The organism is Ahrensia sp. 13_GOM-1096m (assembly GCF_000620605.1).
In the GTDB taxonomy this organism is placed as follows: Bacteria; Pseudomonadota; Alphaproteobacteria; order Rhizobiales; family Rhizobiaceae; genus Ahrensia; species Ahrensia kielensis.
Map to the genome: position 1 here is coordinate 218,859 of NZ_JIAX01000009.1, position 21,498 is coordinate 240,356.

Consider the following 21,498-nt stretch of genomic DNA (forward strand, 5'->3'; position numbering starts at 1 on the left):
AGATCAAAGCCCCTTGCCTGTTTCGACTTCGACAATTTCAATCGAGTCTTCCACTTTACGTGCAACCTGCTGGCCCATGTTCTGGCGCTTAACACCAGGACGTGTTGGACGCAGCGTCAGCACAATCGCGCCAATCATAGCAACCAAAAGCACCAAGCCGGCAATCTGGAAGAAGAAGACATAGTCGGTATAAATAATATCGCCGAGCGCCGCCGTATTGGTACGCACTAACGGGTCCGGTGTCGGTGAAGCGACACTGCCAGGTTGCCCCACGCCAATGAACTGAGCGCCAAGCACGATCAATAGTTCAGATGCCAGCACAATACCGACCATGGCACCAATGGGTGCATAATCGAGTGCGCCACGCTTCATAGATGCAAAATCAACATCCAGCATCATAACAACAAACAGGAACAGTACTGCAACCGCGCCGATATAGACCACCAACAGGATCATGCCGAGAAATTCGGCCCCTGTGAGAATGAACAATGCCGCCGCATTGAAGAAGGTCAAAATGAGGTACAGCACGGAATGTACCGGATTGCGCGCAGAAATAACCATCACGGCAGACGCGATAGCTACAAATGCGAACAAATAAAAGAAGGCCGCGCCAAGTCCGGTCAACAGCATCGGTTCCCCCGAAATCCTTTGTTATCCTGCTGAGATTTCAGTCAGGATGTGTGCTCTGCCATCTTGCGATGACAGAACGATTAAAATTATCGATACGGCGAGTCGAGTGCGATGTTGCGCGCAATTTCGCGCTCCCACCGATCTCCATTCGCCAGAAGTTTGTCTTTGTCGTAGTATAGTTCTTCACGTGTTTCGGTCGCGAATTCGAAATTCGGTCCCTCAACAATTGCATCCACTGGACAGGCTTCCTGACAGAAACCGCAATAGATGCATTTCACCATATCAATGTCGTAGCGCACGGTACGGCGTGTACCGTCATTGCGGCGCGGGCCAGCTTCAATGGTAATTGCCTGTGCTGGGCAGATCGCCTCACACAATTTACAGGCGATGCAGCGCTCTTCACCGTTTGGATAACGGCGCAGTGCATGTTCACCGCGAAAACGTGGGCTTAAACGGCCTTTTTCATGCGGATAGTTCAATGTGGCCTTCGGCGCAAAGAAGCGCTTCATGGCCAAACCGAATGCAGAAATGAATTCCAGCAAAAGAAGTGATTTTGCAGCTTGTGCGATCGTGCTCATAGCGTGTTGTCCCTTCCCTTATGCCAAACCGGTGAATTTCAAGAATGATGCTGTCGCAACCACCATGAAGAGTGAAATTGGCAAGAACACTTTCCAGCCTAGGCGCATCAATTGGTCGTAGCGGTAACGCGGTACGATTGTTTTGACCATAGCGAACATGAAGAACACCATGCAGATCTTAAAGATGAACCAGAATACACCCGGTATCCAGTTAAGCGGTGCAACATCAATCGGTGGCAACCATCCGCCCAAGAACAGGATGACTGTTAGCGCGCACATCAACAGGATCGCGATATATTCGCCCAGCATAAACAAAAGATATGGCGTTGAAGAATATTCGATCATGTGACCGGCAACGAGCTCAGATTCAGCTTCAACAAGGTCAAATGGTGGACGGTTGGTTTCAGCCAATGCCGAGATGAAAAAGATCACGAACATTGGGAATAGGCCAAGCCAATGCCAATCAAGCAGTGAGTTCGTCAATCCGAGATGCGTTCCAAGGCCGTCTTTCTGGCTCAAAACAATGTCTGTCATGTTGAGCGAGCCAACACACAGAAGCACGGTCACGATCACGAAACCAATTGAGACTTCGTAAGAGACCATCTGCGCAGCCGAGCGCAACGCACCAAGGAATGGATATTTAGAGTTTGATGCCCAGCCCGCCATAATGACGCCATAGACTTCCAGCGATGATACCGCGAAGACAAACAGGATGCCGACATTGATGGATGCGATTGCCCACCCTTCACTTACTGGAATAACGGCCCAGCCAGCCAAAGCGAGTGCTGATGAAATCAAAGGCGCCAGCAGAAAGATGCCTTTGTTCGAGCCCGATGGAATGATCGGCTCTTTAATGACAAATTTCAAAAGGTCGGCAAATGATTGCAACAATCCAAAGGGGCCAACAACGTTTGGGCCTCTACGCGACATGACAGCAGCCCAGACCTTACGGTCAGCATAAAGTATGAACGCGGTAAAGATCAGCAATGCCACCAGAAGCACAACGCTCTGGAGCAAAATGATCAGACCTGGAAATATGTAGTCTTCAAACATCAGTTTAAGTCCAATTTACCGGTTCCGTGCTCTACTCTGCTGCCTCAGCAAAGCCCTTAATGGCTAAGCTTGAGCATTCTGCCATCACCGCAGAAGCACGGGCGATTGGGTTGGTCAAATAAAAGTCTTTCACGTTGGATGCAAATGCAGATTTGCCCAAACGCCCACCTTTCTTGGCTAATTGTGCAATTACAGCAGGATCACCGGCTTCAATTGCATCAATTGCCGCAAAATGCGGATGCGTTTCGTAAAGTTTGGCACGTAGTTGCGCCAGTGAGTCGAATGGAAGGCGCTGGCCCAGCACATCAGAAAGGGCACGCAAGATAGCCCAATCTTCTTTTGCTTCGCCCGGCGCAAATCCAGCACGATTTGTCATCTGAACGCGGCCTTCTGTGTTCACATATGTAGCTGACTTTTCAGTGTAAGTCGCAGCAGGCAAAATGATATCTGCATGATGCGCACCAATGTCGCCATGTGTGCCGATATAAATGGTTGTCGCGCCAGCCTTACGGCTACGCAAATCCAATTCATCGGCACCAAGAAGGAACAACACATCTGCGTCTTTAACCGCAGTCATAGCGTCCATACCCTCGCCTGATGGCACGAACCCAAGGTCCAAGCCGCCAACACGTGCAGCAGCTGTATGAAGAACAGCAAAGCCGTTCCACGCGCCTTTAACAACGCCTGTTGCATCCGCAAGTTTGGCAGCATTGGCCAGAACGGCTGCACCATCACCGCGCGCCAGAGCGCCCTGCCCGATGATGATCATCGGCTTTTTAGCGCGTTTTAAAACACCAGCAAATTTGTTTGTACCATCAACAAGCTCTTTGAGCGTTTCTGGTCCAGCGCCAAGCATTTCGTAATCATAGCGAAGGTCGCCCATATCGCCGATAACGCCAATTTTCATGCCGCTTGCACGGTATGCTTTACGAATACGCGCATTGAGCACTGACGCTTCAAAGCGTGGATTGGAGCCAATGATAAGCACAGCATCTGCGTCTTCAATGCCTTCAATCGTTGGATTGAAGATATAAGAAGAGCGGCCAAGTGCTGGATTAAGCGCAGCACCATCTTGGCGGCAATCAACGCTTGTTGAGCCGAGCGATGCGAGCAATTCTTTCATCGCATACATTTCTTCAACACCAGCCATATCGCCAGCGATTGAAGCAATCTGATTACCAGACTTGCCGTCCAATGCAGATTTGACAGCAGCAAAAGCTTGCGGCCATGTGGCAGGCTTCAGCTTACCGCTGGCATCGCGCACGAATGGGCGGTCAAGGCGCTGTGTGCGCAAACCATCCCAGACAAAGCGTGTTTTGTCTGAAATCCACTCTTCGTTCACCGCTTCATTGATGCGCGGCATAATGCGCATCACTTCACGGCCGCGCGTATCAACGCGGATAGCAGAGCCAACAGCATCCATCACATCAATAGATTCGGTTTTAGACAATTCCCAAGGGCGCGCCTGAAACGCATATGGTTTTGACGTCAAAGCGCCAACGGGACAAAGATCGATGACATTGCCCTGAAGCTCAGATGTCATGGCTTTTTCAAGATAGGTTGTGATCTCAGCATCTTCGCCGCGGCCAAGCAATCCAAGTTCAGAAATACCAGCAACTTCTGTCGTAAAGCGAACGCAGCGCGTGCAGTGAATGCAGCGTGTCATGATCGTTTTTACGAGCGGGCCAATATATTTATCTTCAACAGCGCGTTTGTTTTCTTGAAAACGCGACGAATCAACACCGTAAGCCATTGCCTGATCTTGAAGATCGCACTCGCCGCCCTGATCGCAGATTGGGCAATCAAGTGGGTGGTTGATAAGCAGGAATTCCATCACGCCTTCGCGGGCCTTTTTAACCATTGGCGTGTTGGTGAAAATTTCAGGTGGCTGACCTTCTGGTCCAGGGCGCAGATCTTTAACACCCATTGCACATGAAGCAGTCGGCTTTGGTGGGCCGCCCTTTACTTCAACAAGACACATACGGCAGTTACCAGCAATCGACAGACGCTCGTGGTAACAAAAACGAGGAATCTCGGCACCAGCCTCCTCACACGCCTGCAAGATCGTGTAGTGGTCTGGAACCTCTATTTCGTTGCCGTCAACTTTGACTTTCGTCATCGGTATCTTCCGTTCTTTTCGCTCATGCACAGCGCAGTTATATCTTCGGCGTTTAACCACCGCTAGGCCGTGCGGTAAAGACCTTAGTCGCCTCTAATGCACGTCCATCTGTTCTTTGTGACTGTTACCAGCCATTTTTCGCGCCTAGCAATCATTGACTGCCCATACACTTTAGTTAGTCGCAGGCATATTGCCTGTTTTAACGTCTTTATCCCGCACACGCATATGTTGATTGATATGCGCGATCAGCGACCACATAGGTTGGGCGTGAGCCCAATTTTGTTAAACCGTCTTTGCAAATGATTGATTTAGCAACATCATCATTGACGGCTTTAAATTCACTGGAATCATCAACAGGTTCTGACGCACCAGATTGTGCCGATGACATTACAGCAAAACGGCCACGGCTATCTGGAAAAGAATAGCTCACCAGAAAACGGTTATTCGATACAATCGAACCATAATCGATATCTGTGACATCCATCTGGAAAGACGATGTTTCCGATGAAGCAGACGCAGACGTTGATGCCGTTGTCGTTCCCCCGCTTGATGAACAAGCACCAAGCGCAACAAGACCGATTAATGCAAATGCAGAATTACGCATCATTCTGCCGCTACCATTACGGGCTGCACCTGATGTGCATTGTGAGAGAACTCATCAATACGGCGCTCAATTTCAGGACGGTAGTGACGGATAAGACCTTGAATTGGCCATGCAGCCGCATCACCAAGCGCACAAATTGTGTGGCCTTCGATCTGTTTTGTCACATCCAGCAACATGTCGATTTCACGCTTCTGCGCATTGCCTGCGACCATACGCTCCATAACACGCCACATCCAGCCTGTGCCTTCACGGCACGGCGTACATTGGCCGCAGCTTTCGTGTTTGTAGAAATAAGCAAGACGCGCAATCGCTTTGACGATGTCTGTTGATTTATCCATCACGATTACAGCCGCAGTACCAAGACCAGACTGTAAAGCGCGCAACGAATCAAAATCCATTGGGCAATCAATGATTTGTTCTGCAGGAACCAGCGGTACGGATGAACCGCCCGGAATAACACACATAAGGTTATCCCATCCGCCGCGAATACCGCCGCAATGACGATCAATCAATTCCTTGAAAGGAACCGACATTTCTTCTTCAAATGTGGCTGGCTGATTAACATGGCCAGACACACAGAAAAGCTTTGTGCCTGTGTTGTTTTCCTTACCGAAGGAAGCGAACCAGCCACCGCCGCGGCGCAAAATAGTCGGCGCAACAGCAATTGATTCAACATTGTTCACAGTTGTTGGACAACCATAAAGGCCAACATTGGCTGGAAATGGAGGCTTGAGGCGCGGCTGGCCTTTTTTGCCTTCAAGGCTTTCCAAAAGCGCTGTCTCTTCACCGCAAATATAAGCGCCTGCGCCATGGTGCACATAAACATCCATGTCCCAGCCGCATTTGTTGTTTTTGCCCAGAAGTCCCGCATCATAACATTCGTCAATCGCAGCCTGTAGCGCATAGCGCTCGCGAATATATTCGCCGCGCACATAAATATAAGCGACATGCGCATTCATGGCGAATGATGCCAGCAAGCAGCCTTCGATCAGCGTGTGCGGATCGTGGCGCATAATATCGCGGTCTTTACATGTGCCTGGCTCAGATTCGTCAGCATTGACGACCAGATAATGCGGGCGTTCGCCCACTTCCTTCGGCATGAACGACCATTTGAGACCTGTTGGGAAGCCAGCACCGCCGCGTCCGCGAAGGCCAGAGGCTTTCATCTCATTAATGATCCAGTCGCGGCCCTTTTGGACCAGCGCCTTTGTACCATCCCAATGGCCGCGTGACATTGCGCCTTTAAGCGACTTGTCGTGCACGCCATAGATATTTGTGAAAATGCGGTCTTTATCTTGCAGCATCTTGCTATCCTATCGCGGTTTCTTGCCGAATACTTTGATGTATTCTGCTTCGCCGCCTTTGGCCAAAGCCTTGGCTTGTTTTATCCAGTCGTCACGCTCGATGCGGCCTTTGAATGAAAGCTCATCATCTACAATCGCAACGTCGGATTTTTTCCATTTTGCAATCTGGCTGAAATGCCAGAAGCCGAGACCATTCAATGTTTGCTCTAATTTAGGGCCAACACCTGAAATCAGTTTCAAATCGTCTGCGGCACCTTGCGGCGCAGAAAGACGTTCAGGACCAGCTGCTTTCGCCGCTGCCGGTTTCTTTGCAGCAGAACTCTTGGTCGCAGGCTTTTTCGCTGTTGTTGTTTCAGCAGCTGCCGCTTTTTTCGCAGTACCTGGCGCTGGTGCAGCATTCTTTGCAGAAACTGAATCAGCTGATACGCGATTTTCTTTCGGGCTTTTGACAGTTCCATCAGAAAGCGATGTGCTCTGCTTTGGCTTGGCTGCCCGTGTTGGCTTATCCGCTGCTTTAGCGGTTTTTTCCTTAGCATTGCTATTGGCCGCTTTCGCGCTTTTACCAACAGGTTTGCCGTTCAATGTTGTCAAACCGCCAGCAGGCGCAGAGAAAATACGGTCGATCTGCGGGCCCGGTTTAATGCTGTCACCATTGCCGGCTTCAAATGCGTCAATGATTTCTTCAAGCCGCTCTGGCGTCAAATCTTCATAAGTGTCTTTGAACACCATGACCATTGGTGCATTCACACAAGCGCCCTGACATTCCACCTCTTCCCAAGAAAGAGTTCCCTCTTCGTTGAGTTCAAACTGGTTAGGGCTGATTTTTGACTTACAAACAGCCATCAGCTCTTCAGAACCGCGCAACATGCATGGCGTTGTGCCGCACACTTGAATGTGCGCTTTCGTACCAACAGGCTGAAGCATGAACTGCGTATAGAATGTAGCCACTTCCATCACGCGGATGAGCGGCATATTCAACATTTCTGCAATATGTTCGATGGATGCTTTAGTCACCCAGCCCTCTTGCTCTTGCGCAAGCATAAGCAAAGGTATCACAGCCGATTGTTCACGGCCTTTCGGGTATTTTTTAATCCAGACTTTCGCTTCCGCGCCAAGCGCACGGTTAAACTTAAAGCCTTCAGGCTGGACAGCATCTTCTGCTAAACGACGAACGGACATTAGCGGTCCACCTCACCAAATACGATATCAAGAGAACCAAGCACGGCAGATACATCCGCGAGCATATGGCCGCGGCATAGGAAATCCATTGCTTGAAGATGGGCAAAGCCCGGTGCACGCACCTTACAACGATAAGGCTTGTTCGTACCATCAGATACGACATAAACGCCGAACTCGCCTTTCGGTGCTTCAACAGCTGCGTAAACTTCACCTTCAGGCACTTTATAGCCTTCAGTGTATAGTTTGAAATGGTGGATCAATGCTTCCATTGAGCGCTTCATTTCGCCGCGTTTTGGCGGCACCATTTTACCGTCTGTCGAAGAAATTGGCCCTTGGCCTTCAGGCGCAAGCAGCTTTTCAACGCATTGGCGCATGATTTCAGCAGACTGGCGCATTTCTTCCATGCGGATGAGATAGCGGTCATAACAATCGCCATTTTTGCCGATTGGAATATCGAACTTCATCTCATCGTAACATTCATAAGGCTGGCTTTTGCGCAAATCCCATTTTGCACCAGAGCCGCGCACCATGACGCCAGAAAAGCCCCAAGCCCACGCATCTTCAAGTGCAACAACGCCAATATCAACGTTACGCTGTTTGAAGATTCGGTTGTTGGTCAAAAGGCCATCGATTTCTTTGACAACGCCCAAGAATGGGTCAATCCAGTCGCCAATATCGCGCACCAATTGTTCTGGCAAATCCTGATGAACACCGCCTGGGCGGAAATAAGCGGCGTGCAAACGTGCACCACAAGCGCGCTCATAAAACATCATCAGTTTTTCGCGCTCTTCAAAGCCCCAGAGCGGCGGTGTCAACGCGCCAACATCAAGCGCCTGCGTTGTGATATTCAGCATATGCGACAAGATGCGGCCGATTTCTGAATATAGAACACGAATCAACTGGCCACGGCGCGGCACTTCAATGCCAGCAAGTCTTTCAACAGCAAGCGCGAAAGCATGCTCCTGATTCATCGGCGCAACATAATCGAGGCGGTCAAAATATGGCACAGCCTGTAGATAGGTTTTGTGCTCGATCAGCTTTTCAGTGCCACGGTGAAGCAGACCGATATGCGGATCGATGCGCTCACAGATTTCACCATCCAACTCAAGAACAAGGCGCAAAACGCCGTGCGCCGCAGGGTGCTGCGGGCCAAAGTTGATGTTGAAGTTTCTGACGTTATGTTCGGTCATGGTCTATTGGACCCGCTCTATAAAAGTGGAATTGTCTTTAGAAAATGAGAAGTAAGTTTCAACGCGTTTGTCGCATCCAGCCAATGAAAATGATTTACGCAATCTGTCTCGGTCCTCAGCGTATTTCTTACCGTATTCGCTGTCAGCTTTTTGCACAGGAAGCGTCACCAATAAATTAAATGCAGACTTGTTTTCTGTTCTAATCTGAAAATGCGATGGGCAAGTCGTTAGCGCAATCTCATCATCAAGCGCAGTCTTTTGCAATTGCATCACGCAATCGCCAGCACTGTCTTCGGTAGCGCCCTCAGGCAAAGCACCATTGGCCAATTGAAGAATATTGGCAGCACTAATTGTATAGCTACAGCTCGGCACTTCTCGTGCAGATGCAGCATGCGCGCTAAGAAGAGCAGCAGCGCCAACCATTAGTGTTATGCTTACGCGCCCCTTCATCACTTGCTTTCTGCCTTTTCATCACCCGGAAGCACATATTCTGCGCCTTCCCAAGGAGAAAGAAAATCAAAGTCACGGAATTCTTGGCGCAAATGAACAGGCTCATAAACAACGCGTTTTGTTTCGTCATCATAACGCACTTCCACAAAGCCAGTCAGCGGGAAGTCTTTGCGCAATGGATGACCTTCAAAGCCATAATCTGTCAACAAGCGACGCAAATCTGGGTGGCCTGTGAACAAGATGCCATACATGTCGTATGCTTCGCGTTCGAACCAATTTGCACCGGGAAAAACATCTGTCACGCTTGCGATAGGCGTATCTTCATCGGTCTGCGCTTTAACGCGAATACGCTGGTTCAATGTTGGGCTCATCAAATGATACACAACATCAAAGCGTTTTGCGCGTGCTGGATAGTCAACGCCGCACATATCAATGAAAGAGATGAATTTCATCTGCACATCATCGCGCAACACTTTGAGTGTCGCTGAAATGTCCTCTGCTGCGACATTCACAGTCAATTCGCCAAAAGAAATTGAGAGCGAATGGTCAATATTGCCCAAGCCGTCGCTGACGGTGCTTGTCAAATCCTGCAAAGCGTCTTGCGCATTTTGTTTCGTTGATGTTGCCATCTTATTTCCCCTGCCCCTCACGGGACAATAAACCTAGCGTTCAATTGTACCTGTGCGGCGAATTTTTTTCTGCAGCATCAAAATGCCGTAAAGCAAAGCTTCTGCTGTTGGTGGACAGCCCGGCACATAAATGTCTACCGGTACAATACGGTCACAGCCGCGCACCACAGAATATGAGTAATGGTAATAACCACCGCCATTAGCGCATGATCCCATTGAAATCACATAGCGCGGCTCTGGCATTTGGTCATAAACTTTGCGCAGCGCCGGTGCCATTTTGTTGGTCAATGTACCAGCAACAATCATGACGTCAGACTGACGCGGTGATGCACGCGGCGCAACGCCAAAGCGTTCCGCATCATAACGCGGCATAGATGTGTGCATCATTTCAACAGCACAACATGCAAGACCGAACGTCATCCACATCAACGAGCCCTGACGGGCCCAGTTAATCAGATCATCCGTTGAGGTAACGAGAAAGCCTTTATCGGCTAGCTCATTATTCATCTCGCCGAAAAATGGATCATTCGCGCCAATCGGTTTTCCCGTAGACGGATCAATGATGCCCTTTGGCTGCGGCGCTACCAGCGTCTTGTTATCGCTTAATCCCATTCTAGCGCACCTTTTTTCCATTCATAGATGAAGCCAATTGTCAGAACGCCTAGAAAGACCATCATTGACCAGAAACCGAACATTCCCATTTCGCCGAATGAAACAGCCCAAGGAAAAAGGAAGGCAACTTCAAGGTCAAAAATGATGAACAAAATTGCGACCAAATAGAATCGCACATCAAATTTCATGCGCGCATCATCAAATGAGTTAAAACCGCACTCATAGGCAGACAATTTTTCAGGGTCTGGATTGCGGTAAGCAATCAAAAAAGGTGCGATCAAAAGCGCTGCGGCAATGCCAAAGCACACGACCAGAAATATGATTATTGGCAAATAGGAGGCGACGACTGCGTCCATCTTGTCTTTCCTAAACACTCTCGCTGCTTTTGCAGCATGCTTGTTAAGTGATTTTATCACGGGTCTTTTAGGCTGATCGCGCAAAAAACACAAACCAAAACCACAGTTTGTGTGGTGGGTTACTGCTATGTCGCACGTGGCGCAAGACCATATGAGAACAAAATGTGGAAGAACCTTTAAGTGCAGTAAAGATCGTGGGGAAAACAACACGCTAAGCGACACTTCGCCCCTGCGGTTAATTATGTAACACTTTGGAGGAAATGGAGAAAATGGCGCGAGTGACGGGGCTCGAACCCGCGACCTCCGGCGTGACAGGCCGGCACTCTAACCAACTGAGCTACACCCGCGCATCTTCTTCTTGCCAGCGTTTGCTGACGTGGCGGTGATTTAGGCGGTTCTCTTTCAAGTGTCAACGGCGAATATCAGACTTTTGCAAGATAATTGCATACAAAATAAAAAGTTCATTTCTATGACAAGAAGGGGTTGCGGAAATCGAAATAGATGCGTAGAAGCCGTTGCGTTGGGGCGATTAGCTCAGTTGGTAGAGCGCTTCGTTTACACCGAAGATGTCGGGAGTTCGAGTCTCTCATCGCCCACCAGCCCCTTCCCTTATAAAGTTAGACGCCTATCCTGCCAAAATGCAGGAATATAGGCGCTTTATAACGGTTTTAGCTCATATTTTTATGGAATCAGCACGGCAAACGGCATTAAATGCGCAGTTTCAAGCCTGCGCATAGTTTCAACATCCATGATTTCAGCAAGCTTTAGTCTTTTAAAAATGTCGCTTCTTCGATGCGTTTTTTCACCAAAGCCCATAATTCTGGGCTGGCATCTTTAATCGGTTGATTCTTTTCAAGCACTTTTGCGCGCCGAATATCGTGTGCGGTCCAGCTTTGACCGCCCGATTCTAAATTTTGTAGAACGGGCATTACGCGGTCACATGCTTTTGCAAATTTTGCTTCAGGCGTTTGTGCCTGCTCAAATTCATGCCAAAGCGCCAATAAGGGCTCGCCAATATTTGTGTCCAACATACCAAAGAGTCGCTCTGCAGCCTCAGATTCTGCCGCAAATGCCTCTTGCCTTGCCTGTTCATCATAAACAAAAACATCACCGGCATCGATTTCCACAATATCGTGGATGAGTAACATTTTTAAAATCTTGAGACGATCCAGCTCGGCAGGCGCAGACTCAAGGAGAATCATTGCGGCAAGTGTCGTCTGCCAAGAATGTTCAGCTGAGTTTTCAAAACGATCTTCGCCCAGCGGCTTGGTTTGCCTTAATACGGATTTCAGTTTTTCGCTTTCCAGCAAAAATGAAACAATATTTTCCATTTTTTTATCCCCAAAAAAACGAAAGCCCGCGAACATGCGCGGGCTTTCGTACAAATATTATGCAGAAATTAGCTGTTCACAGCGTCTTTCAGGCCTTTGCCTGCAGAGAACTTAGGAACTCGTTTAGCAGGAATATCAACAGGCTGACCTGTCATAGGGTTACGGCCAGTTGTTGCAGCGCGCTGCTGAACAACGAAATTACCGAAACCAAGAACACGAACATCGTCGCCGCCCTTCAAAGTTTCTGTAATGACTTCAAAAAGTGCTTCAACAGCTGTTGTTGCATCGCTTTTTGTGATGCCAGCTTTTTCGGCTACAGCGCCGGCCAATTCGTTTTTATTCATTTCATTATCTCCAAGTTCCCATCGTTGAATATCAACGAATCAAGTTTGCCTAAAGCAATACGGGATAATAACGAGATTTTCGGTGTTTAGAAATCGAAACGGGCAAAACCCTATATTTTCTGGGGTTTCTGCACCGCTTTTGCTCATAAATATAAAAAAACGCCGCAAAATGCGGCGTTTTTCGATCAAAATACAGAGCGTATTTAGCACGCTCCATATATTTTCAGGGTCAGTGAGCCAGATTCGCAGCCTGATTGGCACGTGCCAACCGCAAATCAGCTGCTAAAGCCTCTTCTTCTTCGCTCCACTCAATCGGTACTGGTTGCTCAACCAGCGCATGAAGCAAAACCTGATCCAAGTGTGCTACCGGCACAATCTCAAGTGCTGACTTCACATTGTCCGGAATATCAGCCAGATCCTTGGCATTGTCTTCTGGAATAAGCACTTTCTTGATGCCGCCACGCACCGCTGCAAGAAGCTTTTCTTTCAGACCACCAATTGGCAGCACGCGTCCACGCAGTGTGATCTCACCTGTCATTGCAATATCCTTATGGATCGCAATACCTGTCAAAATCGACACAATCGATGTTGCCATCGCAATACCGGCTGATGGACCATCTTTTGGCGTTGCACCTTCCGGCACGTGAACATGGATGTCCCGCTTGTCGAACTGTGTTGGCTTAATGCCGAACTCAATTGCCCGCGAACGCACATAGGATGCTGCCGCAGAAATTGATTCCTTCATCACATCCTTCAGATTGCCGGTAACCGTCATTTTGCCTTTACCCGGCATAGCGACGCCTTCAATCGTCAGTAATTCACCGCCAACTTCCGTCCACGCCAATCCAGTCACAACACCAACACGGTCTTCTGTATCAATTTCACCATGACGGAATTTCGGCACGCCCAGATAATCATCAAGATTATCTACAGTGACTTTTACCGTTTTCGTATCGGTACGTAGAATCTCAGTCACGGCTTTACGGCCAAGTTTCATCAATTCGCGTTCCAAAGAGCGCACGCCAGCTTCACGGGTGTAAAGCTGAACCGTTCTGCGGATTGCATCTTCATCAACCGAAAACTCACCGTCTTGAAGCGCATTGTCTTTGATCGCCTTCGGCATCAAGTGACGTTTTGCGATCTCGACTTTTTCGTCTTCTGTGTAACCAGCGATACGAATGATTTCCATACGGTCCATCAATGGGCCAGGAATATTCAGCGAGTTAGCGGTCGTAATGAACATCGTTGATGACAGATCATACTCAACCTCAAGATAGTGGTCCATGAACGCATTGTTCTGTTCAGGATCAAGCACCTCAAGCATTGCAGATGATGGATCGCCACGGAAGTCCTGCCCCATTTTGTCAATCTCATCGAGAAGGAACAATGGGTTGGATTTCTTAGCTTTCTTCATCGACTGAATGATCTTGCCCGGCATAGAACCAATATAGGTTCTGCGGTGACCACGGATTTCAGCTTCATCACGAACGCCGCCAAGCGCCATGCGCACAAACTCACGGCCTGTTGCTTTCGCAATAGACTTGCCAAGCGATGTTTTACCAACTCCTGGAGGGCCAACAAGACACAAGATTGGGCCTTTGAGTTTGTTCTGGCGTTTTTGAACGGCCAGATACTCAATGATCCGCTCTTTGACTTTTTCCAAGCCATAATGATCTTCATCCAGCGTTGCTTGCGCTTCGTTCAAATCATATTTGACTTTGGTTTTCTTGTTCCACGGAATAGAAACCATCCAGTCCATATAATTGCGAACAACTGTCGCCTCAGCAGACATAGGGCTCATCTGCTTGAGCTTTTTCAGCTCAGCATCAACCTTTTCGCGCGCTTCCTTCGTGAACTTGGTTTTAGAGATTTTCTCTTCAAGTTCAGCAAGCTCGCCGCCGCCGTCCTCGCCGTCGCCAAGTTCTTTCTGGATCGCCTTCATCTGCTCATTGAGATAATATTCGCGCTGCGTCTTTTCCATCTGGCGTTTAACGCGGCTGCGGATACGTTTCTCAACCTGAAGTACGGAAATTTCAGCTTCCATGTGATCAAGCGCTTTTTCCAAGCGCTCTTTCGTCGAAGCTGTTTCCAAAAGCGTCTGCTTATCAGCAATTTTGATTGCAAGATGCGATGCAACTGTATCAGCCAGTTTAGAGAAATCCTCAATCTGGCCTACAGCGCCGACAACATCGGGCGAAATCTTTTTGTTGAGTTTTACATAATCTTCAAACTCAGACGCAACCGAACGCGCAAGCGCCTCGACTTCAATCGGGTCTTCTTCGACCTCAGCTGTGACGATCGCTTCAGCTTCCATGAAATCATCACCATTGATGAATTCAGTCACTTCCACACGGCTCACACCCTCAACCAATACTTTCACAGTATTGTCAGGAAGCTTTAGGAGTTGCAGCACATTGGCAAGCGTGCCGTTTGTGTAAATACCGTCGCCAGAAGGATCATCATCGCCAGCATCATGCTGTGTGACCAACAAAATCTGACGGTCGTTTTCCATCACATCTTCAAGCGCACGGATTGATTTATCGCGTCCGACAAAAAGCGGGACGATCATATGCGGAAAAACAACAATATCGCGCAATGGTAGAACGGCATAACGCCCGTCAACACCACCCGCTGCTGCTTCCATGATTTGGTCGCTCATAGTCTTTCCTTTCGTGCCTTTCGGCAGATATTTTAGACACATGCTAACATAGCCCTGTGTCCCGTCTTTTAGGGCACTTTTCGATGCAGTTAATTAAGGCATCTAGTCGGTGCTCAGTGTAATTGGAATTTCAAACACCTGATTTCAAGGATTTTAAACACCGTATGCACACGAATCATCGGGTATTCTGCCCTATTCGTGCATTTATGCAAAGATTAGGCCCACTTATCCTATATTTAGCCCTAAATTCCGAGCGCCATTCCGGCGGATAGAACCACAAGGGCTGCTAAAACACCAAGCCCGACATGTCGCCCGATAAAGATATAGGCCGCAAAGCCAGAAAGCGCTGCCGCTATGCGCAGCAAAACAGGCGTTTCGGCCAAGGCACCGGACGGAAAGACAATCAACTGCGCAATAACAGCTGCAACCAGCGCTGTGGCAACGGATCTGATATAGACCAAAATTTCTGAACTATCATCAATTCGGTTACCCATCAGCACACCGAGCCAACGCCACATATCCGTGGCAATCCATCCCGCGATAAGAATAAAGACCAGCGGCCACCACCACGTATCAATCGCATCAAAGGTCATGCGTCACCTTTTGCCGTTTGCTTGCGCCAAATACGCCCAATAATATAAGCGGCCGTTCCGCCGATGAAACCGGTGGCAAGAAGATCTATCCCCGGAAGGGTGAGGTAGAAATAAGGGCCGATCATAAGGCCGATAACCATTGCTATTTTGCCCGTAACTTCTCGTGCAGAGCCCCAAAGCGAGGTTAAAAAATAGATGGGCGTTAAAAAGAAGAGCACGCCCAGCACTTTTGGCGAAAAACTATTGGCCGATAGATAAACACCAAGCACCACGAATTGATTAATGGCCGTGATCGTGCCGCCTAACCCGCCAAAATAGTACGTTCTATATTGTTTGGGCACATCTTTGAAACGGCGCAGTGCAATGACCCATGCCGTGATTGCGATAAAATGCGACAATAAAAGCAGAACCCATGTGCGCGTATTCTTCGTGCGCATCTCTGGTATTAGCGCAATCGCCATCGGCATCATACGCGCAGAAGACAGCGTGACAGCGATAAAGGCTGCAATCAACGTTGCACCATTGGATATGGCCGTAATCAGCACCACACAGGCTGGCAATGCCCATATGGTCGATGTCATGACCAATGCTTGAAGCATTGTGATGCCGTTTTCTCTGGCCAGTCCTGCAAAGCCCACAAACGCACACATCAATAAAAAGGTCGGTAGGCAAATAGCCTCACGCATACCTTTTAAGAGCCAATAGCGGCCTGCATTTTCTGGATTAAGAGATTCGTCGTTCATGCCCTTCGCTACCATGATTATAAAAAACGTAAACAAAAAAGCGCCGGAACAATGTCCGGCGCCTTATTCGTTTTATGTTTATTTACGTGGCACCTTAGGCACACTGGATCGGCCTTTTGTACCACTGCCGCCCTCGTCTTTGTCATCCTTGGTTGGCTTTTTGGATGCACTTGCCGCGGGTTTACGTTTAACAGGCGCTTTGGTTGCCGTTTTGGCCTTGGCACCTGCCTTAGCCGTCACTTCAGACTTAGGCTTTATCGGCTCTTGTTCGGCGATTGTGTCGAGTTTTAAAGTCTCTACACCGCTCTTATCTTTTTCAACGGTGACTTTAACAGTACCGCCTTGTTTCAAGCTGCCGAACAGTAATTCTTCCGCCAATGGCTTTTTGATGTGCTCTTGAATGACACGGGCAAGCGGACGCGCGCCCATGCGCTCATCATAACCCTTATTCGCAAGCCAAGAGATTGCCTGCTTTGAAAGATCGAACACAACATTGCGATCAGCCAATTGAGCCTCAAGCTGCATAACGAATTTCTGCACCACTTTGTGGATAACAGGCACCGGTAGCGGACCAAACGGAATGATCGCATCCAAACGGTTGCGGAATTCCGGTGTGAAGAGCCTATTAATGGCTTCCACATCATCGCCCTCACGTTTGGAAGAACCAAACCCGATGGCATTTTTAGCCGCATCAGAAGCACCAGCATTGGTTGTCATGATAATAACAACATTGCGGAAACTCACTTCCTTGCCATTATTATCTGTCAACTTGCCGTGGTCCATCACCTGCAACAAAATGTTGAAGAGATCTGGATGTGCTTTTTCGATTTCATCAAGCAGCAACACGCAATGCGGGTTTTGATCGACGCCGTCCGTCAACAAACCACCTTGGTCAAAGCCGACATATCCTGGAGGCGCACCAATCAAACGCGATACGGTGTGACGCTCCATATATTCAGACATATCAAAGCGCAGTAATTTAACGCCAAGTGATGATGCCAGCTGATTAGCAACTTCGGTTTTACCAACACCTGTTGGGCCAGAAAACAGATAAGAACCAATCGGCTTTTCGATTTCGCGCAAGCCTGCCCGCGCAAGTTTGATCGATGAAGACAAGGATTCGATTGCGAGATCCTGTCCGTAAACGACGCGCTTTAGCTCTTTTTCAAGACCAAACAGAACCTGCTCATCATCTTTCGATACAGATTTAGGCGGAATCCGAGCGATTGTCGCAATGGTTTCTTCAATGTCGATGACATCAATCAGTTTTTTGCGTTTTTTCGCAGGCACCAACATTTGGCGCGCGCCAGTTTCATCAATCACGTCAATCGCTTTGTCTGGCAATTTACGGTCATTGATATAGCGCGCGGAAAGTTCAACCGACGCTTTAACGGCTTCGTCCGTATATTCCAGATTGTGATATTCCTCGAAATACGGTTTTAGGCCGCGCATAATGTCGATTGCATCTTCAATGCTTGGTTCTTTGACATCAATTTTCTGGAACCGGCGCACAAGTGCGCGGTCTTTTTCAAAGAAATTACGAAATTCTTTGTATGTTGTGGAACCAATACAGCGGATTGAGCCCGATGAAAGCGCAGGCTTTAGAAGGTTTGACGCATCCATTGCGCCGCCTGATGTAGCGCCAGCACCGATGACCGTGTGAATTTCGTCGATGAACAGGATTGCGCCTGGAAAATCTTCCAGTTCTTTGACAACTTGTTTCAAACGCTCTTCAAAGTCACCGCGGTAGCGTGTACCTGCGATCAAAGCGCCCATATCCAGCGAGAAGATCGTATCATCTTCAAGCACTTCTGGCACATCGCCATCAACGATACGTTTTGCCAAGCCTTCGGCAATCGCTGTTTTACCAACGCCCGGATCACCCACATAAAGCGGGTTGTTTTTTGAACGGCGGCAAAGCACCTGAATGGTACGGTTAATCTCTTCAGTACGGCCAATAAGAACGTCGATCTTGCCAGCGCGTGCCTTTGCATTGAGGTCCACGCAATAAGATGACAATGCGCTTTCAGGTTTTTTAGCACCTTCTTCGCTTTCGCCCTGTCCGAGATTTGGACCGCCTTCTTCTGCACCATCTGGTGTGCGTGCCACAGATGCGCCCGGACGCTTGGCAATGCCATGCGCGATATAATTGACCGCATCATAGCGTGTCATATTTTGCTCTTGTAGGAAGTAAGCGGCATGGCTTTCACGTTCAGCAAAGATTGCGACAAGCACATTGGCACCGGTTACTTCTTCACGGCCAGATGATTGCACATGAATGACTGCGCGCTGAATAACGCGCTGGAAGCCAGCCGTTGGCTTGGCGTCCTCATCATAACCTGTGGCAAGGTTGGCCAGCTCATTATCAACATATTCAAAGAGCGTGCGGCGCAAAGCGTCCACATCAACATTGCAAGCATCAAGAACTGATTTGGCGTCAGAATCGTCAATGAGCGCCAATAGCAAGTGTTCAAGCGTGGCATATTCATGCTCGCGCTCGCTTGCTAGTGTCAGTGCCTGATGAAGCGCTTTTTCCAGACTTTGGGTAAATGCCGGCATTATTTTTTCTCCATCACACACTGTAAAGGGTGTTGGTTTTGACGCGCAAAATCCATCACCTGTGTTACTTTCGTTTCGGCAACTTCATATGTAAACACACCGCACTCGCCGACGCCATACTGATGAACATGCAACATGATTTGTGTCGCTTGGTCACGGTTTTTCTGAAAAAATCTTTCCAGAACATGAACAACGAATTCCATCGGCGTGAAATCATCATTAAGCAGCAGCACGCGGTACATATTCGGCTTTTTTAGTTTCTTGTCGGTACGCGTGATAACGCCTGTGCCACGGCCGCCATCAGACGCACCGTCATCGTCCTCATTATCAGGACCAAGTGTTATCGAAACTCGTTCATCATTTTTCATTGTCAGCAAAAGTTCTACTCGGCTTATATCACTCGAAGTTGCGCGTATTATGTAAGCACTCATGTTCTGATTTTAAGCCCCTTATATAAACGTGCAAGCTTGAGCCGAGCTTTCATTCAGTTTTGTTAGCATTTGAGCCCAATATTTAAGGCTTTCTCGTGTTAAATTATACAAAAAATAAAACCCGCCTGCTCTTTCGAACAGACGGGTTCATATCTAACCGAAGCGAGAAACGCTTCAGGCAATATTATTTTGTTGTTTTAGCAGCCGGCGTAGCAGCAGCTGGAACAAAAGCTTCGAAAGGCTGGAAAGCTTCTTTAGCAACATTCATGTAAAGTTCAGACATTTTTGTAGCCTGCGCAACCATCGCTTCGTAAGCTGATTTCGCATAGTCTGTCTGTACTTCCATTGCTTTTTCTACTGATTTTGTAGCAGTAAGTTTTTCAAAAGCAGCTGTACCAGTTTCGTACTGGGACTTAGAGAAGTCTGTCGCTTCTGATGCAATAGTCTGCATGCCTTTTGTCAAAGACGCATATGACTTCAATGATGAGTCCATCATTTCTTTGTTTGTTTTGCTAATTTCTTCGAATGACTTGATCATGGGAGTGACCTTTCAAATTGGTTTTCTAAGTATCTCCGAGTTACGTCGCCGCTCTCGTTAGGGAATATATAGTGTGCACCGCACCATAATGCAAGTGTCAATTTGGTGCAGTGCACCATTTTCGTTGTTTTATCTATTTTTAGTCAAAACCGTCTCAAATTGGATAGAAATCGATTACCATAAACGGATTGGTAACCCTGTTCGGCTAGGTTTTGGAAAGTAATGGCTTTGAAAGCCTGTGTTTGAGTTCAGTGTAAAAGTGTGAGTTAATCGTGTTCCAGTCATCCGACCGCCCGACGTCCTTCGCCAAATCATCAAAGTTCAGGGTCATAGCCGCCGTGCTTGTCGCCTTCTTTGTCGCTGCACCTGTTAGTCAGGCGCATGCGAACTCAAAATATGCAGGTATCGTGATTGATGCCCGAACAGGCAAAACGCTTTATGACTATAAAGCAGACGAAAAGCGCTATCCGGCATCGCTAACGAAAATGATGACGCTTTATATGCTGTTTGAGGCAATGAAGCAGGGCAAGGTCAAGAAATCGACCAAAATCCGCATTTCTAGTCATGCCGCATCAATGGAGCCATCCAAGCTTGGCATTAAAGCAGGCGGTTCACTTACTGCTGAACAGGCCATTTATGCGCTTGTTACCAAATCAGCCAATGATGTTGCCGCGGCAATTGGTGAGCATCTGGCAGGAACCGAAAGCAATTTCGGTGTCATGATGACCCGCAAGGCACATCAATTGGGCATGAAATCAACGGTGTTTCGCAATGCGTCCGGTCTTCCAGATTCCAGACAAGTATCTACAGCCCGCGACATGGCGCGCCTAGGCATTGCTTTGCAGGAACATTTCCCACGTGAATTTGAATACTTCAATACACGTAGCTTCAAATATGGTCGCTCAACATTCGGCAACCACAATCGCCTGCTTGGTAAAGTCAAAGGCGTGGACGGCATTAAAACCGGCTACACACGTGCTTCTGGTTTCAACCTTGTTACTTCTGTAAACACGGGCGGTCGCAGCATCGTTGGTGTTGTTCTAGGTGGCCGTACAGGCAGCTCACGTAATGCACAGATGACAAAACTCATAAACTCATATCTCGGCAAAGCTTCGCGCCGTGGTGGTGGTGATTTAATTGCAAAAGCAAATCCAACCCAGTTCGCAGCGCCAGTACAAGCAGGTATCGCGAGCATATCGCCGTCGCGCTTGCCTATTCCGGCAGATTTACAGCGTCCAGAAGTGACACAAGAAGCCGTTGCCGTTGCTTACGCCCCTGTTCCAAAGCCGCGCGTGAATGTTGATAGCGGTATCACGACAGCATCCATCAAGCCGCGTTCAGGCTGGGTCATTCAGATTGCTGCATTGGACAGTCAGTCGCTTGCTCTTGATTATTTGCGTGATGCGCAATCCAAAGCATCTTCAGTTCTTGATCAACGCGATCCTTTTGTTGAAGTATTCAAAAAAGGTAATGCAACATATCACCGTGCACGCTTTGCAGGCTTTGCCTCTAAATCAGATGCATGGGACACTTGTTCAGCGCTGAAACGTTATGATTACGCCTGTATGGCCTATCAAAAGTAACCCTTTTTATCAC

The 21,498-nt window shown here is 48.3% G+C and carries 21 protein-coding genes and 2 tRNA genes; 2 read left to right on the forward strand and 21 right to left on the reverse strand.

Annotated elements, in window-relative coordinates:
* Positions 1–3: 3 nt before the first annotated feature.
* The 13 genes from N530_RS0104980 to N530_RS0105040 form a co-directional block, all read right to left on the reverse strand.
* Complete coding sequence (locus N530_RS0104980; protein ID WP_026317150.1) at positions 4–627, reverse strand: NADH-quinone oxidoreductase subunit J; 624 nt, start codon at positions 625–627, stop codon at positions 4–6.
* Positions 628–716: 89 nt separating this feature from the next.
* Complete coding sequence (gene nuoI, locus N530_RS0104985) at positions 717–1,208, reverse strand: NADH-quinone oxidoreductase subunit NuoI (protein WP_018687653.1); 492 nt, start codon at positions 1,206–1,208, stop codon at positions 717–719.
* Positions 1,209–1,226: 18 nt separating this feature from the next.
* Complete coding sequence (gene nuoH, locus N530_RS0104990; protein ID WP_018687652.1) at positions 1,227–2,261, reverse strand: NADH-quinone oxidoreductase subunit NuoH; 1,035 nt, start codon at positions 2,259–2,261, stop codon at positions 1,227–1,229.
* 31 nt (positions 2,262–2,292) lie between these two features.
* On the reverse strand, positions 2,293–4,380 hold the full coding sequence (gene nuoG, locus N530_RS0104995) for an NADH-quinone oxidoreductase subunit NuoG (protein ID WP_026479806.1): 2,088 nt from the start codon (positions 4,378–4,380) through the stop codon (positions 2,293–2,295).
* A gap of 208 nt (positions 4,381–4,588) precedes the next feature.
* Positions 4,589–4,987, reverse strand: coding sequence for a hypothetical protein (locus N530_RS0105000; RefSeq protein WP_155851919.1), 399 nt, complete (start codon positions 4,985–4,987; stop codon positions 4,589–4,591).
* Entirely contained in the window at positions 4,984–6,288 is a 1,305-nt protein-coding gene (gene nuoF, locus N530_RS0105005; protein ID WP_018687649.1) for an NADH-quinone oxidoreductase subunit NuoF, read from the reverse strand. Before nuoF ends, N530_RS0105000 begins: the two co-directional genes overlap by 4 nt.
* Before the next feature lie 9 nt (positions 6,289–6,297).
* Positions 6,298–7,467 carry an NADH-quinone oxidoreductase subunit E gene (locus tag N530_RS0105010; protein WP_026479808.1) on the reverse strand — a complete coding sequence of 390 codons (1,170 nt, stop codon included), beginning with the start codon at positions 7,465–7,467 and terminating at the stop codon, positions 6,298–6,300.
* Complete coding sequence (locus N530_RS0105015) at positions 7,467–8,657, reverse strand: NADH-quinone oxidoreductase subunit D (protein ID WP_018687647.1); 1,191 nt, start codon at positions 8,655–8,657, stop codon at positions 7,467–7,469. Before N530_RS0105015 ends, N530_RS0105010 begins: the two co-directional genes overlap by 1 nt.
* Positions 8,658–8,660: 3 nt before the next feature.
* Complete coding sequence (locus N530_RS0105020; protein WP_162150935.1) at positions 8,661–9,080, reverse strand: hypothetical protein; 420 nt, start codon at positions 9,078–9,080, stop codon at positions 8,661–8,663.
* A 26-nt stretch (positions 9,081–9,106) separates the two neighbouring features.
* Positions 9,107–9,736 (reverse strand): NADH-quinone oxidoreductase subunit C, encoded by a 630-nt coding sequence (locus N530_RS0105025; RefSeq protein WP_026479810.1) that lies wholly within the window; start codon positions 9,734–9,736, stop codon positions 9,107–9,109.
* 33 nt (positions 9,737–9,769) lie between these two features.
* On the reverse strand, positions 9,770–10,348 hold the full coding sequence (locus tag N530_RS0105030; RefSeq protein WP_018687644.1) for an NADH-quinone oxidoreductase subunit B family protein: 579 nt from the start codon (positions 10,346–10,348) through the stop codon (positions 9,770–9,772).
* Positions 10,339–10,704, reverse strand: a complete 366-nt coding sequence (locus N530_RS0105035; RefSeq protein WP_018687643.1) for an NADH-quinone oxidoreductase subunit A — start codon at positions 10,702–10,704, stop codon at positions 10,339–10,341. Before N530_RS0105035 ends, N530_RS0105030 begins: the two co-directional genes overlap by 10 nt.
* A 270-nt stretch (positions 10,705–10,974) precedes the next feature.
* Positions 10,975–11,051, reverse strand: a tRNA-Asp gene (locus N530_RS0105040).
* A 176-nt stretch (positions 11,052–11,227) separates the two neighbouring features.
* Between N530_RS0105040 and N530_RS0105045 the strand changes: the two genes are divergently transcribed.
* Positions 11,228–11,303 (forward strand) — tRNA-Val (locus N530_RS0105045).
* A gap of 165 nt (positions 11,304–11,468) precedes the next feature.
* Here N530_RS0105045 and N530_RS0105050 read toward each other — a convergent pair.
* The 8 genes from N530_RS0105050 to N530_RS0105085 form a co-directional block, all read right to left on the reverse strand.
* Positions 11,469–12,035, reverse strand: coding sequence for an HD family hydrolase (locus N530_RS0105050; RefSeq protein ID WP_026479811.1), 567 nt, complete (start codon positions 12,033–12,035; stop codon positions 11,469–11,471).
* A 68-nt stretch (positions 12,036–12,103) separates the two neighbouring features.
* Positions 12,104–12,379: an HU family DNA-binding protein gene (locus tag N530_RS0105055; RefSeq protein ID WP_018687641.1), complete on the reverse strand. Its 276-nt coding sequence runs from the start codon at positions 12,377–12,379 to the stop codon at positions 12,104–12,106.
* A gap of 229 nt (positions 12,380–12,608) precedes the next feature.
* On the reverse strand, positions 12,609–15,038 hold the full coding sequence (lon, locus tag N530_RS0105060) for an endopeptidase La (protein ID WP_018687640.1): 2,430 nt from the start codon (positions 15,036–15,038) through the stop codon (positions 12,609–12,611).
* 242 nt (positions 15,039–15,280) lie between these two features.
* Positions 15,281–15,631: an AzlD domain-containing protein gene (locus tag N530_RS0105065; RefSeq protein ID WP_026479812.1), complete on the reverse strand. Its 351-nt coding sequence runs from the start codon at positions 15,629–15,631 to the stop codon at positions 15,281–15,283.
* The gene (locus N530_RS0105070; RefSeq protein ID WP_035266503.1) at positions 15,628–16,374 is read right to left on the reverse strand and encodes an AzlC family ABC transporter permease; all 747 of its coding nucleotides are present in this window, start codon (positions 16,372–16,374) and stop codon (positions 15,628–15,630) included. Before N530_RS0105070 ends, N530_RS0105065 begins: the two co-directional genes overlap by 4 nt.
* A gap of 78 nt (positions 16,375–16,452) precedes the next feature.
* Positions 16,453–18,933 carry an ATP-dependent Clp protease ATP-binding subunit ClpA gene (gene clpA / locus N530_RS0105075; RefSeq protein ID WP_026479813.1) on the reverse strand — a complete coding sequence of 827 codons (2,481 nt, stop codon included), beginning with the start codon at positions 18,931–18,933 and terminating at the stop codon, positions 16,453–16,455.
* Positions 18,933–19,301 carry an ATP-dependent Clp protease adapter ClpS gene (gene clpS, locus N530_RS0105080; protein WP_018687636.1) on the reverse strand — a complete coding sequence of 123 codons (369 nt, stop codon included), beginning with the start codon at positions 19,299–19,301 and terminating at the stop codon, positions 18,933–18,935. The genes clpA and clpS overlap by 1 nt, the downstream gene beginning before the upstream one ends.
* 247 nt (positions 19,302–19,548) lie before the next feature.
* On the reverse strand, positions 19,549–19,902 hold the full coding sequence (locus tag N530_RS0105085; RefSeq protein WP_018687635.1) for a phasin family protein: 354 nt from the start codon (positions 19,900–19,902) through the stop codon (positions 19,549–19,551).
* 272 nt (positions 19,903–20,174) lie between these two features.
* On the opposite strand from N530_RS0105085, the gene N530_RS0105090 reads away from it, so the two are divergent.
* The gene (locus N530_RS0105090) at positions 20,175–21,485 is read left to right on the forward strand and encodes a D-alanyl-D-alanine carboxypeptidase family protein (RefSeq protein ID WP_026479814.1); all 1,311 of its coding nucleotides are present in this window, start codon (positions 20,175–20,177) and stop codon (positions 21,483–21,485) included.
* Positions 21,486–21,498: the final 13 nt, after the last annotated feature.

Excerpts from the sequence above, each read along its gene's own strand:
- N530_RS0105020 (WP_162150935.1), bottom strand. The coding sequence starts at position 9,080 with ATGGTTGGCGCTGCTGCTCTTCTTAGCGCGCATGCTGCATCTGCACGA.
- N530_RS0105065 (WP_026479812.1), bottom strand. The coding sequence starts at position 15,631 with ATGACCTTTGATGCGATTGATACGTGGTGGTGGCCGCTGGTCTTTATT.
- nuoH (WP_018687652.1), bottom strand. The coding sequence starts at position 2,261 with ATGTTTGAAGACTACATATTTCCAGGTCTGATCATTTTGCTCCAGAGC.
- lon (WP_018687640.1), bottom strand. The coding sequence starts at position 15,038 with ATGAGCGACCAAATCATGGAAGCAGCAGCGGGTGGTGTTGACGGGCGT.
- N530_RS0105085 (WP_018687635.1), bottom strand. The coding sequence starts at position 19,902 with ATGATCAAGTCATTCGAAGAAATTAGCAAAACAAACAAAGAAATGATG.
- N530_RS0105070 (WP_035266503.1), bottom strand. The coding sequence starts at position 16,374 with ATGAACGACGAATCTCTTAATCCAGAAAATGCAGGCCGCTATTGGCTC.
- N530_RS0105010 (WP_026479808.1), bottom strand. The coding sequence starts at position 7,467 with ATGTCCGTTCGTCGTTTAGCAGAAGATGCTGTCCAGCCTGAAGGCTTT.
- clpA (WP_026479813.1), bottom strand. The coding sequence starts at position 18,933 with ATGCCGGCATTTACCCAAAGTCTGGAAAAAGCGCTTCATCAGGCACTG.
- N530_RS0105000 (WP_155851919.1), bottom strand. The coding sequence starts at position 4,987 with ATGATGCGTAATTCTGCATTTGCATTAATCGGTCTTGTTGCGCTTGGT.
- nuoG (WP_026479806.1), bottom strand. The coding sequence starts at position 4,380 with ATGACGAAAGTCAAAGTTGACGGCAACGAAATAGAGGTTCCAGACCAC.
- clpS (WP_018687636.1), bottom strand. The coding sequence starts at position 19,301 with ATGAAAAATGATGAACGAGTTTCGATAACACTTGGTCCTGATAATGAG.
- nuoI (WP_018687653.1), bottom strand. The coding sequence starts at position 1,208 with ATGAGCACGATCGCACAAGCTGCAAAATCACTTCTTTTGCTGGAATTC.
- N530_RS0105055 (WP_018687641.1), bottom strand. The coding sequence starts at position 12,379 with ATGAATAAAAACGAATTGGCCGGCGCTGTAGCCGAAAAAGCTGGCATC.
- N530_RS0105030 (WP_018687644.1), bottom strand. The coding sequence starts at position 10,348 with ATGGGATTAAGCGATAACAAGACGCTGGTAGCGCCGCAGCCAAAGGGC.
- N530_RS0105050 (WP_026479811.1), bottom strand. The coding sequence starts at position 12,035 with ATGGAAAATATTGTTTCATTTTTGCTGGAAAGCGAAAAACTGAAATCC.
- N530_RS0105035 (WP_018687643.1), bottom strand. The coding sequence starts at position 10,704 with ATGGACGCAGTCGTCGCCTCCTATTTGCCAATAATCATATTTCTGGTC.
- N530_RS0105015 (WP_018687647.1), bottom strand. The coding sequence starts at position 8,657 with ATGACCGAACATAACGTCAGAAACTTCAACATCAACTTTGGCCCGCAG.
- nuoF (WP_018687649.1), bottom strand. The coding sequence starts at position 6,288 with ATGCTGCAAGATAAAGACCGCATTTTCACAAATATCTATGGCGTGCAC.
- N530_RS0105025 (WP_026479810.1), bottom strand. The coding sequence starts at position 9,736 with ATGGCAACATCAACGAAACAAAATGCGCAAGACGCTTTGCAGGATTTG.